Origin of the sequence: Iocasia fonsfrigidae (assembly GCF_017751145.1) — a bacterium.
GTDB classification, from domain to species: Bacteria; Bacillota; Halanaerobiia; order Halanaerobiales; family DTU029; genus Iocasia; species Iocasia fonsfrigidae.
The window spans coordinates 925,189-943,789 of sequence record NZ_CP046640.1 but is presented as its reverse complement, the minus strand read 5'-3'; the positions used below and the strand labels follow the sequence as shown (position 1 = coordinate 943,789).

The following is an 18,601-nucleotide window of genomic DNA, read 5'->3' as shown; positions in this document are numbered from 1 at the left end:
TTAATCATATTTATTTAATTGATGTGGGGAATTTTACCAGTTCTTCGATATTAACTTTTCTCCCCCATTCAATAGAGCGTCTGGCAGCAATACCTGTTAGAATAGACATAACACCATCCCTACCCCCTGCTTTTCTTTTTAAAGGGTCTGCTGTATTCTCATCCAGGAAAATATCTTTTAGTAAACGAATATCTCCCCCACCATGGCCGCTCTCTTCTACTTCAACCTCAACTTTATATGGTTCATCAAAGAGAGGAAATACTTCCAGACGAACATTATTTTCCCTTGTCCTTCTCTCTACCTGGCCATCATGGCCACTGATATATGAAGCCTCGACCACATCCTGCTCAATCCTACCTTTAGTACCAATAAAAGCTACCTTATATCCCTCATAGGGGGCATAATTATTAAGTGAGTAGCTTAAGAGAACATCATTCTTATAACCCACTGTAACTGCTCTGGTATCCCAGATATTGATTTCCGGGGAAAAAACACAGGCATCTCTGAAATATCCATCTTCATGTTCAGCTTTAGTATATAAAGCAGTTAATTCTTCCGATTCTGATAAATCAAGATAAAATTTGCATTCACTACTCAAATCACATGTACTACAGCGCAGGTGATAGGGAAAGGTCTCTGCCTGGTAAAATCTTTTCTTCCCCAGAGCAAAAACCTCAACTGGAAAGCTATCTATCCACCAATTTACCAGGTCAAAATGATGTGTCGACTTATGTACTAATAAAGACCCTGAATTATTTATATTACGATGCCACCTTCTGTAATAATCTGCACCATGGGTTGTATCTAAAAACCAGTGGAACTCCACCATTGTTAACTCCCCTATAGTCCCCTGCTCAAGTAATTCTTTTACTTTAGAACGGTATGGTGAATAACGGTAATTAAAGGTAACAATAAGGTCATTACCTGTCTGTTCCATAGTATTCAATATTTCCTGGCATTTTTCTTCATCAGTAGTCATCGGCTTTTCACTAATAACCTTTAAATCCCGTTTTAATCCCTCTATTATATAATAATGATGATGAGAATCCTTAGTAGTAACAATAATGCCTTCAACATTTTCTTTTTCTAACATTTCATTAAATTGGTGTGGTTTATATACAGGTAGATTTAAATCTAAACACTTATTGACATATTGCATTCTGCTTTCATTTAAATCCAGTAGTGCCACTAATTCATTTTTTCCTTTTACTCCGTCTAAGTCCTGGATAGCCTTATAATACATCGATGAACGTGAACCTGTACCAATTAATGCATACCTCATTTTCCTTTTCACACTCCCTTAAAATCTTATTTAATCTTCGAATCTTAAGGGTATTTTATAAAAAGAAATGGATAATAACAAGACATATATTGTTCTTAATGGGTTATTTTATACATTTTTTGTGGTGTTATAATAATATGATATGATTAAAATAAAGCTATTGAATTTTATCCTTCAATAGCTTTATTTATTATAGTAGTAAGTATTTTTTAATCATTTTAGAACCCTATCTGTACGCATCCTCAATTCCTGGTATGCCTCAGATGGTGTTTGACTCCCCTCCAGTATTTTATAATGTACTTCTTCCAAAATTTCTATCACCTGATCATACTGGGCAGGTGGTGGTGGTTCAATAATACTTGAGTTATTGGAAATGTATTTTATAAAATTAAACATCTTCCTTTCCGGATCATCAAGCATAGGCTGTAATTTTTGCCTGATATCAAAAGAAATCGGCACACCACGGTCACCGTTTAAAAGTTTATTAGCTTCTAAATCATTAATCAAAAAATTAATGAATCTTGCTGCTATCTCAGGGTGTTTACTATTTTTGGTTATAGTCCAGTACATGGAGGGCTTTAAGTAATAACCAGACCTGGTTTCATCTTTAGCCTGAGGAAAGGGTAACATTTTTAATGGTTTACCAGCAGCTTTAGAAATAGCAACAATCTGATTGGTCCAATAGGCAGCCATAACTGCAGCATCTTTAACAATTAAATCGTTTTCTATAGTGTGATTTTCCAGACGGAGTTCTCCAGGGGCAAAGACCCCTTCCCTGCTTAACTCTAAATCCATTTTATAAAAATCAACAAACAAATCCTCCGTAAATCCCAGTTTATGAGCTGACATGTCAAATAAAGACTGGCCATGCTGCCTGACATAATGCTCAAGGCCTGTAATATTTCTGGTTGCCATCGGAAGACTGGTCGCTGCATATATACCCAGTCTCTCATGGAGTTTTCTACATATTTCCTTATATTCATTCCATGTCCAATCATAAGAAGGTTCTGTTAGTCCAGCCTCTGCAAACTTTTTCGGATCATATAATATAGTATAGGTATTAAGTCCAGCAGGAATACCATATAACTTACCATCAAACCTGGCAGATTCCAATAAAGCCTCATCAACCTCTGCAACCTTGATAATACTATCTATGTAATCATCCATGTCCCTTAAAATATTATAGTCAACATAGGAATTAAAATACTTATAATCCTGCTGCATAATATCAGGCAAATTACCTCCTACAGCATAGGCAGCTATTCTATCCCAGTACTCCCTCCATCCTGTATAAACAGGCTGTATTTTTATATCCGGGTTTTTTCTTTCAAATAGTTCTATCACCGCTAAAGTCTTATTATGTCTAACCTGTGAGCCCCACCATGATATACTAATAGTTATATTATTATTGGAAACAACAGCTACTTCTGTTTTAACAATAAGCAATAATAATATTATCAAAAAATATAATAAAACCTTTCTGGACATAGAAAACAACCCCTTCTTTATTGACCTGACTAATTACATTATATACCAGATTTATCAGAAAATAAAGAATAGAAATAATCATTTACAAAATAAATGAAAGGAGTTGTTTTCTGACTATCCTTTCTTCTTACTTAGTAGTTAACTTTAGAAAATCACCTATCATTATCCTTCCGTTATCATCCCTTTCAAAAGGGAGTTGTGGTATTAAAGTCACAAAATCATTTTTGTTTATTCTATTGTCCAGCTGGTTTTCTGATACACTACCATTAAACATATAATTTTTAGCTGATTCCAATTCTACAGGAAAATTATCTGCTGGAATATCTTTGGTAGCAATAGACATAAAACCATCAATTTCAAAATCAACAGCAATTTCTTTATAAGTAGTAAATTCCAGATTTCTCCCAATATTATTCAAAGCAATATTATTGATAGCAATAACAGCTGGATTACTATTACTTGTAAAACCAACAGCCCCATTGTCAAAGGCTAGGCAGTTTTTAATAATATGGGGTACATGAACACCTTCACCACCAAGTTTGAACCCATTCTTATCACCATTACCTACTGTACCATCTGTTAAGGTACCATTACTATAGGCAATAGAGTCCTCTATCACAACTGGACCGATAGCACCTGTTCCTACCTTAGTATATAAATCCCACCCATCATCAATATTATGATGGGCAATACATCCCCTAAATACATTACCTACACCTGATGTAAGCTTAGCAGCAAACCCATCAGCATTATTATCAGATGGATCACGATTATCAAAAGATGTACAGTTAAGGATTAAATTATAAGACGGCCATTTAGACTTATCATCTTCATTTATGTCGGTACGGCTTATCTGTAAACCTGTATTACCATTCTCATAGAATAGACATTCCTCAATTATGTTATGGTTCCCACCAACAACAAAGCCTTTCTCATTTGCTGCTGAACGAGTAAATTCAATCCCTTTCACCTGCCAGTAATCACCACTTAAGAGAACACCCTCAGTTTTTTTATCAAAATCTATGATTGGATTTGTGTTTGCTGCCGCTATCAGATACTTCCTTGCCTCAGCAGTACCATCATTATATTTTTTAATCTCCAATTTGGAATCACGTACATATCTACCCTCAAGTAAGATGATCTTCTGACCTTCACGTACAAAGGAAATTGCTGTATCAAGATCTAGTGGATCTTCTAAAGTACCTGCACCACCACTAATGGCAGTTGGTGAAACATAGATATCACCATCTTCTACATAGCTTTTCATCTCAACAGTAAAGTTCTTAACTAATTTATCGCATGATGTTAAATACTGAGTATCATCAGGTAAAAAGCTGACACTAAAATTAGTCTTAGTATTCTCAGCAAGTTCTGTTTCTATTAAGTATTCCTGCTTAGCTTTAACTACCTGGTCTCTAGCTATTACTTTTCTCCCTTGTTTAACAATAACTATCCCCTTAACATTAGATTTTAATAAGAAATTATAATCAGTCTTAGAAGTCTTATCTAATGATAAGAAATCCAAGGTCGGTGTTACAGCCTCTTCAGAAGGCCCCACCTTTGGTGCATCAGTTTTTGCTGCTGAGACTTTAAAGTCTACATTACTTACTTCAATATGCCCAACACGACCAGCAAAGAAACCTAAATAAACCTTTGAATCTTGAACATTTAGAAAATTAGGTTCAAATAACATTACCTCTTTACCACCATTAAGTCTTCCTGTATAACCACTATTTGTTTTCGCTAAAGTCAACCTATATTCCTTAGCAGGATAGGTATTACTGGTTTTAGGTTTCTCTTCCTTGATCATCATACTTGAGGTCCCATTACTTCCTGCACCATCTGAAGATTCAACACCAGTTCTCATAAATAACTGTGTTCCATTAGGCTCCTTGGTTCCTCCACTATAACCACCTAGACCTACCATATTAGAAGCAAATACCCCGGTATCACCAAATTCTCCGATGGCATCTCTGGCCATAATACCAAAGGCTTCCTGACCATCATGTGGACTTTTAGCATATTCAATCACTTTAATATCAGCCGATAATACAAAATTATCTTTGGAGGCATCAATCACTGTATAATAAAAACTGATGCCATCATGGTCTGTGGCAACTTTTCCACCACCATTAATAGAAGCAAGCTCTATTGTACCATCTTCTTTTATATCGATAAAATTATCCTCTTCACTAGTAGATTGACCAAATCTAGTATATTTCCATTCATATTCAGTCTTTTCTCGTACAGTTACTGGATAAGTAATAGCTGTGATTAAACTATCAGTAGGAATAATCTTAACATCATATACTCCCATCTTAGTATTATCAAAATTCGAAAAATCAACTGTATAATTACTTCCTGCTAATACCTCTTTATCACCATTGTCATATACTAAAGATACCTCTAACCCTCTACTTGTAAAATCATCACCAAGATAAAATGTTGTCTGTGGGTATTCTGTGACTTCAAGACCTGTTAACTCCTTCATTTTAACAGTTAAATTTAATACTGCCTCTTTTCCTTTGTGGGAAATTATAACCTTTTTTTCACCAGGACTCGTAGTATCTAAAGAAGATACTGAGAATTCATCTTTCATCAGTCTAATTCTAGAACCATCACTATATTTAGCATAGACAGTCATACCTGTAAGGTTTAATTTATCACTAAGAAAATATAATTCCTTTTCTGGTACTTTACTAATTTCTAAGCCAGTAATTTCAGCAGTTTTAACATTTACAGCAAAGCTTATAGATATAGCGGGATTCTCCATTGAGCTTACAGTAACTATTTTTTCTCCTGCACTATCAAATACATAGTCACTTCCTGGCATAGATTCTCCTGCAATAGAAAAGGTATATTTATCAACTGTTAGTTCTTCACTTTTATATCCTTCATTATATTCTGCCATTACAGCAAAACCCTCAGGGTCAAATCTATCTCCTAGATAATAATCTGTTTTTGCCGGATAGTACTTTATTTTCAAACCTGTACAGGTCAAAGAATTTATCTCTAAATTAACCGTTCTACTTACTCCATTATAATTTATGCTAATGGGGTTAGTCCCTACTGTGTTACTATCAAAACCGGTTACAATATAATCATCCTCTGACAGTATCTCTTTTGATCCATCAGAAAATTCTGCTGTGACTTTCAATCCTGTTAAATCTAACTCTTCTTCTAAAAGATAATCGGTCGGCATTGCAGTTGTATCTACATGTAAGTCCTTGACCTTCCTGGTATCCAAACTGAAATTAATATCACTAAAGATAACTGTTGTATTTCTGGCAGTATAGAGACCGGCAAATAATTTTCCAGTTTCAAATCCACTAAAATTTTCAATTATAACAGGTTCTTCATTACCAAACTTTAATATATATACATCACCAGATTTCTTAATACTTAAATCATAGGTATTACCAGCACTAGGGACAGCATCATTTACCAACTCCCCTAGCTTTGTCTGCCCCTCAGCTGTTCTATAAAAACCTATTTTAGGAACATCTTTTTTGGCATTAAGAATTCCAGCAGCCAGAGTATAACCAATATCTTCTTTATTACTCTCATTAATGAGCACCTTATCCCTAACCATTAAACCAAAAGATACCTGATTATGCATCTCAAAAGATTCGACAGTAGCTGTAGCACTTAATTCAAAGTTAGCATCAGCAGGTACTTCTTTAAAGTAGTAGGCTATTCCCTCTGATTTACTTTCAATCTTACCCCTATTATTAGAACTCCTAAGCCTAACAGTTCCATCAGTATTTTCGTTAATTTCAAAGTTTTCTTTTGTGATCTTATTTTGACCACCAAGATTACCAAAGATACTCCCCTGCCAATCACTGGAAACACTTATCATTTCATCTTCAGCCAGAATAACTGCTGATATTATGAATGATACTAATAAAACCGATGTTAATATAAACCATAATCCACCTTTTAAATTATACTTCAAAAAAAACCCTCCTTTTTTGTTTTCTTCTTAACATATTATATTTTATAGCATTTATCCCTTTAATCCAGATGAAGCTACACCCTCTACTAGGTATTTCTGGAAGAAAATAAAGATTACTAAAGTTGGTACAATAGATAAAACAGTCATACCAAACATAGCACCCCAATTAGTAATAGCATTAGGATCAGAAAACATCCGTAAGGCTATAGATATAGGATACTTAGTTACAGTTTGCAGATAGAGTAATGGTGTCATAAAATCATTCCAGGTCCAGTAAAACCTGAATATACCTGCTGTAACCATAACTGGTTTCAAATTTGGTAAGATAATTCTAAAATAAATGCCGAACTTGTTACAGCCATCAATCAGGGCAGCCTCATCTAACTCTGAGGGGATCCCCCGGATAAATTGAACCATCAAAAAGGTGAAAAATGGTACTGGAAGCATCTGAGGAAGTAAGACTGGTAGATACGAATCCATCCAACCCCAGTTATTAAACATAATATACTGCGGAATACGTAAAACCTGAGCTGGTAACAGGACAGTAGCAATCATTACGGCAAAAAACACCTTTTGACCAATAAACCTGGTCCTGGCAAAACCAAAAGCAGCAAAAGAAGAAGTAAAAAGCTGTCCCAATGTAGCCATCCCAGCTATAAAAAAAGAATTTCTGAAAAAAATAGAGAAACTATGTCCACCAAATCCTTTCCAACCCTGTAGATAATTACTAAAATTCAACCCATCTGGTATTAGTGTAGCAGTCAAAGCATTTCCCGAAGTTTTTAAGGAACCTGCTAACATCCAGAGTAAGGGATAGATCATTACAAAACAAAAGAGAGCAACAAAAACCTGAAATAAAATATTATTAAGCCGTTCTTTTTTGGTAAATGATAAACTCATTATTTTCCCCCCTTTAAACAACATTTATTAGGATTCATAATAGACCCATTTATTTGATGTTTTAAAGATAATAATTGTAGCTACAGTTAGTATTACCAATATAATCCAGGCCAGAGCTGATCCATATCCCAAATGTCCAAAACTAATACCCTTTCTATACAAATATAGTGCATAAACCAAGGTTCTGTCTAAAGGACCACCATCAGTAATAATAAAGGCCTGGGTAAACATCAAAAATAACCTGACCATCTGCATCAGTAAATTAAAGAAAATAACCGGAGTTAACAACGGTATTGTTATCCGTGTAAATTGCTGCCACTTGCTGGCACCGTCTATTTTAGCAGCTTCATAGAGACTCTTCGGAATTTGTTTCAGACCAGCTAAAAAGACAATCATGGGAGAACCAAACTGCCATGCCGCTAATAGTATCAAAGTCCAGATAGCTGTATCAGGGGTCCCAATCCAGGAGATGCGCTGATTAATAAGACCTAATGATAGTAAAATATCATTAAAAGCCCCCTTAGAACCAAATAATTGACGCCAAACCACTGAAATAGCCACACTTCCACCTAAGATTGAAGGGACATAATAAGCTGCCCTATAAAAATTAGTTAATGGTCTGGCCTTTTTAAATAACATCGCCAGAGCCAGGGCAGCAGCCAATCTTAATGGAACTGCAAAAACTACATAAAAAAAGGTAACCTTTAAGGACATCCAAAATTTTTCATCTGTCAAAAATATAGTTAGATAATTCTGTAAACCGATCCATTCTGGATTGCCCACAATACTATACTTCGTAAATGAATAATATAAAGACATTAATAAAGGATATAACATGAAAGCTAAGAAACCTATCAACCACGGGAGAATAAAAGCATATCCCTCCAGATTCATTTTTATGATCTTCTTAATTCCAATCCTGTGATCTATCCGTGACACATCTTTTAGTGCTTCAAATCTATTATTCAAGTCTTATCCCTCCCCTTTTGAAATAGGGGTATAAGCCAGCAAAATAATCTTCACTAACCTATACCCATTATTATATTTTACCTGTTTATTGATTAGCCAAAATGCTGTTGGCTTTTTCCCTAAATTCTTTGGCTCCCTCCTCAGGAGTAATTTGCTTATAGATTACTTTCCAGTAAACATCTTCATATGCTGCAACTACTTCCTGATAGGCAGGTGGTTGAGCTGCCAGAGCTTCTCCAGCATTAGCAGCAGCTAAATCAATATAATCAAAGACAGCCTGATCTATTTCACTTGCATCTTCTTTTAGTACTGCCTTTACCTTGCTTTCAGTAGGTACACCCCTATCAGTACCCAGTATCTTACCAGCCTCAATGTCATGTAACCAGAAATTAAGGAAGGTAATGGCTTCTTTAGGGTGTTCAGTATTAGCACTAACAGTAAGGAGCATAGCAGGTTTCAAGAATCGCCCCTCTGCTAGCTGATTATCAAGTTTAGGCATAGTAGTAATTCCTAACATTTTACCTGAGGAGTTAACTAAAGCACCAAGCTGATTACTCCAATATATTGTCGCCATAGCTGCTTCCTGTCTGGTAATGGGATCCTGTTCAACCCCTGTATCAGCATTTTCAGCCCGTTCTGGGGCTGACCAGACAGCACCTGAATCAAGGACATCTAAAGTCATTTCCATAAAGTCAATATATATCTGGTCATCATCATAACCCAAGGCAGTTCCATCTTCATTATATAAAGCACCACCATGTTGCCTTACCCAGACAGTAAAACCACCAACATCTGTCTGTGATGTTAGATTAGCAGAACCTAAAATACCCAATTTATCATGTAGCTTTTTAATTAAAGCTACCTCATCCTGCCAGGTCCGATCTGGACTTGGATAAGAAATCCCTGCCTTCTTAAATAATCCCTTATCATAATAAACTGCTGGTGCATTTACTCCAGTAGCCACCCCATATTGCCTGCCATTAATATTGCCCATAGCAACAAGAGAATCCGGAATATTACTGGTATCTAATGTACCATCTTTTAAATAAGGAGTTAAATTTAATAAATTTTCATTCTTAACATAGCCACTAATATATTTACGGACATGCTGTACTATATCTGGCAGATTTCCTCCAGCCATCTGGGTATTAATTCTATCCCAATAACCACTCCAACCAGTAAATTCAGGTTGAATATCTATATCAGGATATTTTTCTTCAAACAACTCTATAACTTTCATTGTCCGATCATGTCTATCCTGTGAACCCCACCATGAAAATCTTAAAGTAACCTTCTCAGCAGCAACACCAATGGTACATGAAAGAACTAATAATAACACCAAACAACTAACTAAAATCTTTTTTGTCATTTTTCTCCCCCTTAGTATTTTTTTCTTTCTAAAATAAATATAGCTTTTTAGTTAATATAATATCACCTCTTTTCAAATTTCTAATACTTAAGATATTTAAAAAAAGAAATGTATTTTTCATTAAGTAATTATCTAGTGAAAAATATAATTACTACGTTACTACAATAATATTCTTTGTTTTATAAATTATCAAAAACAATTAACATAATGTTCATAAGATTATTATATTTTATGGTTTGTTATATTAAAATGTACTTTCCTTATTAATCTTTGTGCTTATATTAGAAAGTAAAACAATACAAAATCAAATAAAAAGAGTTTTTAGTACCAATATCCTCAATTAACAGTTAAGCAGCGGAAGGGAATTCCGCCCACTTAACTGCTAACTTAATCCTTAAAACTTATACCGCAGACGGAGCATATTCTTGGTTTGGTCATCACCAATAACATAGTGTTCAAACTCTATGCTAGTTTGTTTACTAAGATGATACTTAGCCCCAATAGCAGACCCATCATACTCTTTGTCAGTGTCTTCAAAACGCGGGTTAAGGGCACGCTCTAGACTAAAATCTAATTTAGAACCACCAATCGCCTTCCATTGAAACCCAAGAACTGGATCTAAACCATCAATACCATTATCATCAAAAACAGAATCAGCGATAGCAGCATTTGATTCATCATTACTACTATAATCAACTGCATCAACAAAGAACTTCATCCCTTTAATCGGTGTATAATAAATATCAAAGGCAAAAACATCGGCATCATCAGCACTACCCTTATTATATATCTTATTATACTCAGCAACTGCTTCATCTGCTTTTTTCAAATCAGCATAGGTCAGTTTAATTCCCCATTTATCAGCATTATAACTAGTAGATAACCCATAAGCACCATCATCCATCTCTTCTTGGGCATAGGGTTGGAACATTAGATCAAAGGCCAGACCATTTACCGGTGTATTAAAGGTAGTGGCAGCCATTACGTCAACCTTCGGCCAGACATGGTAATACCCAGATTTCAATAAAACACGGCTTGGGGTAAATTTATATTCATAGTAACCGGCTTTTACAGAACCCCAGGATTCTTTATAGTTTACATAATATTCGTTTATATCAAAATCTGTATCATCATCATTTTTTTGATGCCGCGCCCTGAATTTGGCAAAGGCAGTAAGTGAATCACTAAGCTTATCTTGAACACTAATCCTTAAATCAGCTGTCGCATAGGACTGATCTTTACCTTTACTTTCATCTTGACTTTCATCATCATACATATCATACCTAAAATCCCCTTTAATAGTAGGTGCCCCCATCGAGACTAGTGTTATGGAAAAAACCAGTAATGTACTAATTAACAAAACAAAGATCTTTTTCATTTAGATATTTCCTCCCTTTTAGAACTTAGTTAATTGAGTCTAAAATACTAATAATACTTCTCAGATTTTAAAATTAGGCTTGTTTGTTTTAATTAGCATAAAAATCTGACTATTTGGTTTTACTTAATTACCATTCCCTCTACAATACTATTATCCCCCCCCTTTAAGGTTTTGCCTTAACCCTCCTCTTCTTATCTTTCTAAAAATCACCCCTTTCAGTTGTAATTATTATGTTTACTGTCAAACATATTCTTAATTACATAATGCAAAAAAGTTGCTATTTTAAATCTCCTCTTTGCTCTATCTTTGGGACATATTAACTATAATACAGTCTTAAATACAGGTAATTATTTTGTCGCTTTTTTTCACTATGTAATTATTTGTCAAACAAAAACCTATCTCTCCTTTTTTAATTACAATATTACCATTTGAATATAGTCTCCAGTGCCCACGAAAATTTTTACTTACTATTTTACATAAATTATATATAATTACTTAGATAGTTAAAATGTACTTTTCTTAGTAATATTTGTGTTTATATTAGAAGCTATTAGGGTACTATAAAACCACTCTTTAAGTTAAGAGTGGTTTTATAGTGTATTTTAGATATATTTCTTTTTAAATTCACTTGGACTTAGACCCTTATGTTTTTTGAATATTTTACAAAAATGATAATAATCATCATAACCCACTTTTCTGGCTATCTGGTAAAATAATAGGTCTTTTGAAAACAATTTAATTGCCTTTTTTATACGGAGTTCAATTAAATAATTGGTGAATGTTTGTCCTGTTTCTTTTTTAAATAATTGGCTTAAATAATTATAATTAAGATGATGTTTTACAGCTAAATCCTGTAAACTTATGTTTTGATTATATTTTTGCTTTATTTCTTTGATAATCTTTTCGACAATATCATGTGATACCCTGGATTTATCACTACCCTTATATTCATTTAAAGAACTTAATAACTGTTCGAATAGTTCCTGTAGATTATTAAACGAATATATTATATCTAATGGAGCCAACAGTTCTATTTCAAACCTAAGATTACACAGGGCATTGGCTTTTTCCTGCAAACAGTTATATAAATAAGCGATTTCCTCCAGATTAATCCTTTCCTCAGGTAATAATTCAGGTAATTTACCAACAAATCTTTTTAAATCGCTACAAGAAGTCAGGCCCTTAATTTTTGTTGACAGCTCTATATAATTATTATTATATAATGAATATTTATATATACCGCCCTTTTTATAAATAAAATAATTATACGCAATCAGTTCTGCCTCTTTATAGTAATGTTTTAAATCAACTAGATTATCAAAACTGTCACTAACACCTACTGACAGCTTAAATTTATCTGCAACCAAACCAACTTCATTAAAACACCTACTATCTATTAAAACAGCTGAGCTAAAATTACATAATATCAACCATTTCTTCTCACCAAATTGAATAAATAATAATTTATATGAAGAAAAACAATCCTTTAACTGACTCTGCCAGTATTCATTAGTTAAATTATTAGCAAGACAATTTACTATTACAACACAAAACCTATCATAAGCTATATTATACCCTATATTATTTAATTTCTTTATAATTATCTGCTCTTCCAGATTGTTTTCTAACAGCTCTAGAAATAACTCTGTCTTCCTATATTTCTCTAATTTCTTCTTTTCCTCATTATCTTTACCCAGGTGTGAAGATACCCTCTTGAGGACAGTTCTTAACTCCTTATCCTTTGTCGGTTTTAAGATATAATCAAAGGCCCCTAATTCGATTGCTTCTTTAGCATAAGTAAATTCACTGTAGGCACTTACAAAAACAACATAAATACCGGGGAAATCCCTTTTAACCAGCTTCATCAATTCAATCCCATTTAATCCCGGCATTTTTATATCACAAACAATCAAGTCCGGCAGCTGTTTTTTTATTACCTGAACAGCCTCCTTACTATTACTTATTTTTGTAATCACTTCAAACCCTAGTTTATTCCAATCTACCAGGAGTTCAAGGTCTTTTAAGATCCAGGGTTCATCATCAATTAATAAAGCCTTATACATCTTCCTTTTTCCCCTTTCTATATGGATAAGAAATTGTAACCACCGTTCCAATATTTTCCCAGCTCTTTACTTCCAGTCCAAAATCCTTGCCATAATATAACTGAATTCTTTTATGGATATTGGCCAATCCGATCCCTATATCACTCCCCTTACTATTATCAGTTATAATCTCCGGTTTTTGTATACTCTGTTTGATTTCCTTTAACTCCCTTTTTTTTATTCCTGTACCATTATCCATAATTCTGATTAAAACCTTATTTCCTTTTTGAAAAGCCGATATCTGAATAACACCATTTCCTGGTATCTGTCTCAAACCGTGAAAAATAGAGTTCTCCAGAACAGGCTGAACAGTAAGTTTCAGAATTTTAAGTTTCTCTAGACCTGATTCAATCTTATATTTCAATTTAAACTTATTGGCAAAACGTAGGTTTTCAATATTTTTATATTTATTAAGCTGTGCAAGTTCCTCTTCCAGGCTTACAAATTCATGTACTTTACTTATATAGCGCAGATAATCTACCAGATTACTGATCATTCTATCCATTTCTTTTTTAGCACCAGTAAGGGCCATCACCCTGATCGTATTTAAGGTATTATACAGAAAATGGGCATTTATCTGGGCCTGTAAGCTATCTAATTGAAATTGTTTTTTTTCCAGCTCTATCAGGTGAGCCTTTTCCTGTGTTTCTAAAAGATTCTTGGTCAAACCCTCCAGCTCTCTGATCATGTTATTAAAGTTATCTTCTATATTAGTAATTTCATTTTTATACTTAAACTTAAGCTGATAATTAAAATCACCTATCGCTACCCGGTCAAAGGCATCAGCCATTTTCTTTAAGGGAAATGTTAGACGATAATTAAAAATAAGAGTAGTTATCACCACAAAAATAAAGACTATTAAGGCTATTAGAATTATGGTATATTGTACAACCCGCCCCTCTTCAATCAGCCTATCCCTATTGATCAGTGCCTTGATAGTCCAGCCTACCTTATTAAGCTCACTTGTTCTCTGCATATAACTTACACCATTTACATTAATATATTTCTTATTTGAATTAAGATCAGCCTGTGAACTGCGATAAATATCCACTGTCTCATCCCTGGTAACTGTAATTACTTCTCCAGCATTATTTTGAATAAAGACATGAGAACCCTCAGGGAGATTATTTTCCTCAATAATATTTTCTATCTTCTTAGCATCTAAGATAACTGCTCCTCTTGCTATATTCGCCATGAAATTTTTAAAAAACATAGATTTGATTACTCGATAGGCAATGAAATATGAATCACCACCCTTGGTCTTAACCGGATCAGCAAAATAAAGCCTACCATCATTTATTTTAGCTGAATCAATATTAATAATAAAATTCTTAAACTCATCTCTGAAAACTATGGATTTAGAATGATAGATATCATGATTATTATCAATTATATAGATATCCTCAACAGATTCATAAAATTTTAAAAAAGATTGAAATAAAAGGTCTATTTCATTATATTTATCCCAGTAGTTCTTATCTTTGCTGGTTATTAGCTCCTGCAATTTCTTATCAAAGAAAACAGAATCAGCAATTATATTTACTGTATCTAAATATTCCTCTAACCTATGGTTAACCTGGTTAAAATATAAATCAACAGAACTGGAAACATACTTTTCAATATTATTTAAAAATATATTGTAAAATATCAGGGCAATTAATATGATCGGCAAAATAGATATCAGTAAGTTAACAAAGATCATCTTATACCTTAATTTGTATTTTCTATGTATCTTTTTAAATCTCTCAAACATAATACTACACCACCCTGCTTTACCAGCTATCCTCAATCCACTTACTTATAATTATTTTCCACTTTCATACAATATATATTATATACTAAATTATTTCACAAGTTAAATAAACTACCCACCTTTTTACAATAAGGTGGGTAGTTTATCACTTGCGCATCTTTGAAATTTCATTAATTATATAATTTATCAATATAAGCTAAATAGTATTTAAAAGACTGTGAATAAATGGCTGCATCTTCTTTTTTAGGTTTGAATTTCTTTTTAACACTAAACTGTTCAATAAATTCACTATAATTATTGAGTAATCCCAGTGCCTTATAGGCCATTAATGCTGTTCCCATTGATGGGGCACCTATCCCCAGGTCTAATACATTAACCTCCAGATTTAAAACATTGACTAAAATCTGGGGCCACACCTTACTCTTACCACCCCCACCAATTAAGTTCAGCTTTCTTATAGAAGCACCTAAACCCTTGAGTTCATTTAGATTATGCTTTAATGAAAAAGAAACACCTTCCAGAACAGCCCTTAATAATAGGTACTTATCTGTCTCAGGTCCAAGGCCCAGAAATACACCATTGTTCTCCTTTACTTTTATCGGGCTCCTTTCCCCGTTAATAAATGGTAAAAAGAAAACCCCTTTCTCAGCTGCATTAAGGTCTTTTATTTTCTCCTCATTATTTAAGTAATCTTCTTCTTTAAGGCCCTTATCTATATGTTTATTTAAAAAATTAGCCAGATACCAGTCATAAGGTTTACCAGCATTCAGAATTGCACCAGCTAAGATATAACCCTCACCATCAATATTACTTAAGGTAAAAACATTGGGATTATCAGTCAGTCTCTCTAGAGGGGCGGCCAGCCAACCTGTTGTACCGAGATAGCAGTAAATATCCCCTTCTCTCCATGCCCCTGCACCTAATGTTGAAGCACCTACATCACCAGAACCATTTATAACCGGTATCCCTGACGGGATTTTTAATTCTTCAGCAGCCTCTTTCTTTACTTCACCTATAATAGAGGTTGATTTATTTATCTGTGGCAGCTTACTGATATCAATCTCTAATTCATCTATTATTCTGGAACTCCATTTTCGTTTTTTCAAATCCATAAATCCAGTTGTAGAAGCATTAGTATAATCAGTTACATTATATCCTGTTAGTTTAAAATTTAAATAATCCTTTGCTCCTAATATAAGATAGGCATGTTCTTTAAAGACCTCTTTCCTATGTTTCTTAAGCCAGAGATACTTATTAACTGACATTAAAGAATCAAAATTATTAGCTAATATATAGTATAAATCCTCTTCACCTATTCTATCAATAATATATTTTTGCTCTTCAGTGGCCCTACCATCAGAATATAATAATACCTCTGTTAAAATATCTCCTTTTGAATCAAGGAGCAGACAGTCTTCCATCTGACCAGTAGAAACTATAGCTGAAATACTATTTAAATCAATACCAGAATCAGCTAGTCTATGGGTCAATGTAGTAATACCATCCCACCAATTTTCAGCCTGCTGAACCTGATGCCCATCTATATTATAGTTATCAAGATTAAAACTGTCATCATATACAATGTTTCCTTCCTGGTCAAAGAGTACTAATTTAATCATGGTAGTTCCCATATCATAAGTAAGTATATATTTTTCAGTCATAATCTATCCCTCCAGACCTGCTTTTAACTCCTTTATTAAAGTTAAAGCCCTATTCTCACTCTTTTGAAACGCCTTTAGCATTGCAGTACCTATAATTATTCCATCATAACCAAGACTGCGTACACGGAATGCATCTTCCCCAGTACTTATTCCAAAACCCACCAGTAACGGCAGGTCCTTTAAAACAGTCTCCCTTAATTTTTCTTTTAATTTAGTCAAATGAAGTTTGTCTATCTTACCACTATTACCAGTCTTACCTTTATATGCAGGGCAGTAGATAAATGGAGCATTTTTAAATAAGCTATAATTCAAATTAAAATCCAAGCGGCTTATAAACGGAATCAATTTATACCCACAATCCTGTATATATTTTACTTCTGTTTTATTACTTAGATTTAAATCAGGCAAAAGTAAATACTTAATACCACTTCTCAACCAGGAATTCTCAAATTTGCTATAGAACTTTTCCCTTAATTCCTTCCAGTAACCCATAGCAATCAGTCTGCCAGAACTATTCCTGGAAACATATCTAGCAATCATTTCATAATCACTTTCTTTGAAACCATCATTTTTTACTTCCTGATGGGCATCACTAATAGTTTTACCGTCCATATCAGTAGATTTTGACGGATAACCCAGTTCAACTGCATCAATACCATTATCAAACAAAATCTCTATCCATTTTTTAGAGGTCTCAATATCGGGATAAGCTGCAGGTAAATAAGCAATCATCACTGGCTTATTATCTTCTTTCTTTTTGATAAGACTATTTTTTAAAATATTAGTTTGCAACATATTACGTCAACCCCTTATCTGTTCTGCACCTTCATTCCCTGAAATACTAAAGCTGAAACTATAATAGCCCCTGTCAACATATCCTGAAAATAGTTGGGTACACTCAAAATTGTTAATCCATTGGCCAGTACCCCCATTATTAAAACCCCTACCAGAGTACCTGGGATATTGGGCTCCCCTTCCTTAAAGAGTGTCATACCCAGAAAAACAGTTGCATAGGATTTTAATAGATATCCACCACCAGCTGTCGGATGTGCTGAACCTAGTTTTGAAGTCAAGATAATCCCTGTCATAGCAGCCAGTAGTCCAGCCAATCCAAAGGCAATTGTCTTATCTCTCTCTATTTTAATACCTGAATACTTAGCCGCTTTTTCATTACCCCCTATTGCATATAAATTCCTCCCTAACATCGTCTGATTAAAAATATACCAGAAAATAATAAATATCACGATCATAATAATTGCTGGTATAGGTAATCCAAATAACTCTCCCTGACCCCATATTAGAAAATCATCTGGTATTCCTGAAAAAATAATCGTCCCTCCTGAATACCAGAAAGTAATCCCAGCGAGAAAAGTCCCCGTTGACAGGGTAGTAATAAAGGATAATATATTAAGTTTTGATACCAAGAGACCATTTACTAGACCAAATACAAAACCTAAAATAAGCACTACCGGTATTACCAGATATATTGGTAAACCAGCTACCAGTAAACCTGCCGAAATTATACCTGCAAAACTGCTTATATTTGCTAAAGATAAATCAAATTCACCAATTACCATAATGACAGTAGCACCCATAGCAATTATAGAAAGCAGAGAAATCTGTTCTAATATATTTACTAAATTTCGTAAAGTAGGAAATACACTAGGCCTTAAGATTGTAAATACAATGAAGATAAGAATCAGGCCAATTAGTGTGCCATACCTTTTCAAAATACTCTTCATAT

Annotated in this window: 12 protein-coding genes; all 12 read right to left on the bottom strand. The window is 33.9% G+C overall.

All coding sequences use genetic code 11. From position 1 onward, the window contains the following. Positions 1 to 10: 10 nt before the first annotated feature. The 12 genes from GM661_RS04530 to GM661_RS04475 all read right to left on the bottom strand — a co-directional run bounded on the left by GM661_RS04530 (position 11) and on the right by GM661_RS04475 (position 18,599). Positions 11 to 1,282: a Gfo/Idh/MocA family protein gene (locus tag GM661_RS04530; RefSeq protein ID WP_230868931.1), complete on the bottom strand. Its 1,272-nt coding sequence runs from the start codon at positions 1,280 to 1,282 to the stop codon at positions 11 to 13. Positions 1,283 to 1,495: 213 nt separating this feature from the next. Beyond that, positions 1,496 to 2,770 (bottom strand): ABC transporter substrate-binding protein, encoded by a 1,275-nt coding sequence (locus tag GM661_RS04525; protein ID WP_230868930.1) that lies wholly within the window; start codon positions 2,768 to 2,770, stop codon positions 1,496 to 1,498. Between the two features lie 127 nt (positions 2,771 to 2,897). Then, positions 2,898 to 6,725 carry a bacterial Ig-like domain-containing protein gene (locus tag GM661_RS04520; RefSeq protein WP_230868929.1) on the bottom strand — a complete coding sequence of 1,276 codons (3,828 nt, stop codon included), beginning with the start codon at positions 6,723 to 6,725 and terminating at the stop codon, positions 2,898 to 2,900. A gap of 51 nt (positions 6,726 to 6,776) precedes the next feature. Beyond that, on the bottom strand, positions 6,777 to 7,625 hold the full coding sequence (locus GM661_RS04515; RefSeq protein WP_230868928.1) for a carbohydrate ABC transporter permease: 849 nt from the start codon (positions 7,623 to 7,625) through the stop codon (positions 6,777 to 6,779). A gap of 27 nt (positions 7,626 to 7,652) precedes the next feature. Further along, positions 7,653 to 8,594, bottom strand: a complete 942-nt coding sequence (locus GM661_RS04510) for a carbohydrate ABC transporter permease (RefSeq protein ID WP_230868927.1) — start codon at positions 8,592 to 8,594, stop codon at positions 7,653 to 7,655. An 85-nt stretch (positions 8,595 to 8,679) separates the two neighbouring features. Further along, positions 8,680 to 9,963 carry an ABC transporter substrate-binding protein gene (locus tag GM661_RS04505; protein WP_230868926.1) on the bottom strand — a complete coding sequence of 428 codons (1,284 nt, stop codon included), beginning with the start codon at positions 9,961 to 9,963 and terminating at the stop codon, positions 8,680 to 8,682. 394 nt (positions 9,964 to 10,357) lie between these two features. Further along, a complete protein-coding gene (locus tag GM661_RS04500; protein ID WP_230868925.1) occupies positions 10,358 to 11,341 on the bottom strand; it encodes a porin in 984 nt (327 codons plus the stop codon). A gap of 602 nt (positions 11,342 to 11,943) precedes the next feature. Next, on the bottom strand, positions 11,944 to 13,404 hold the full coding sequence (locus GM661_RS04495) for a response regulator transcription factor (RefSeq protein WP_230868924.1): 1,461 nt from the start codon (positions 13,402 to 13,404) through the stop codon (positions 11,944 to 11,946). Next, on the bottom strand, positions 13,397 to 15,196 hold the full coding sequence (locus GM661_RS04490; RefSeq protein WP_230868923.1) for a sensor histidine kinase: 1,800 nt from the start codon (positions 15,194 to 15,196) through the stop codon (positions 13,397 to 13,399). Before GM661_RS04490 ends, GM661_RS04495 begins: the two co-directional genes overlap by 8 nt. Before the next feature lie 170 nt (positions 15,197 to 15,366). Then, on the bottom strand, positions 15,367 to 16,857 hold the full coding sequence (locus GM661_RS04485; RefSeq protein WP_230868922.1) for a xylulokinase: 1,491 nt from the start codon (positions 16,855 to 16,857) through the stop codon (positions 15,367 to 15,369). A 3-nt stretch (positions 16,858 to 16,860) separates the two neighbouring features. Next, on the bottom strand, positions 16,861 to 17,652 hold the full coding sequence (locus GM661_RS04480) for a tryptophan synthase subunit alpha (RefSeq protein WP_230868921.1): 792 nt from the start codon (positions 17,650 to 17,652) through the stop codon (positions 16,861 to 16,863). 14 nt (positions 17,653 to 17,666) lie between these two features. After that, a complete protein-coding gene (locus GM661_RS04475; protein WP_230868920.1) occupies positions 17,667 to 18,599 on the bottom strand; it encodes an ABC transporter permease in 933 nt (310 codons plus the stop codon). Positions 18,600 to 18,601 lie beyond the last annotated feature (2 nt).

Bases quoted from the DNA above. Each gene is read 5' to 3' on its own strand.
- GM661_RS04530 (WP_230868931.1), bottom strand. From the start codon at position 1,282: ATGAGGTATGCATTAATTGGTACAGGTTCACGTTCATCGATGTATTAT.
- GM661_RS04525 (WP_230868930.1), bottom strand. From the start codon at position 2,770: ATGTCCAGAAAGGTTTTATTATATTTTTTGATAATATTATTATTGCTT.
- GM661_RS04515 (WP_230868928.1), bottom strand. From the start codon at position 7,625: ATGAGTTTATCATTTACCAAAAAAGAACGGCTTAATAATATTTTATTT.
- GM661_RS04505 (WP_230868926.1), bottom strand. From the start codon at position 9,963: ATGACAAAAAAGATTTTAGTTAGTTGTTTGGTGTTATTATTAGTTCTT.
- GM661_RS04500 (WP_230868925.1), bottom strand. From the start codon at position 11,341: ATGAAAAAGATCTTTGTTTTGTTAATTAGTACATTACTGGTTTTTTCC.
- GM661_RS04495 (WP_230868924.1), bottom strand. From the start codon at position 13,404: ATGTATAAGGCTTTATTAATTGATGATGAACCCTGGATCTTAAAAGAC.
- GM661_RS04490 (WP_230868923.1), bottom strand. From the start codon at position 15,196: ATGTTTGAGAGATTTAAAAAGATACATAGAAAATACAAATTAAGGTAT.
- GM661_RS04485 (WP_230868922.1), bottom strand. From the start codon at position 16,857: ATGACTGAAAAATATATACTTACTTATGATATGGGAACTACCATGATT.
- GM661_RS04480 (WP_230868921.1), bottom strand. From the start codon at position 17,652: ATGTTGCAAACTAATATTTTAAAAAATAGTCTTATCAAAAAGAAAGAA.
- GM661_RS04475 (WP_230868920.1), bottom strand. From the start codon at position 18,599: ATGAAGAGTATTTTGAAAAGGTATGGCACACTAATTGGCCTGATTCTT.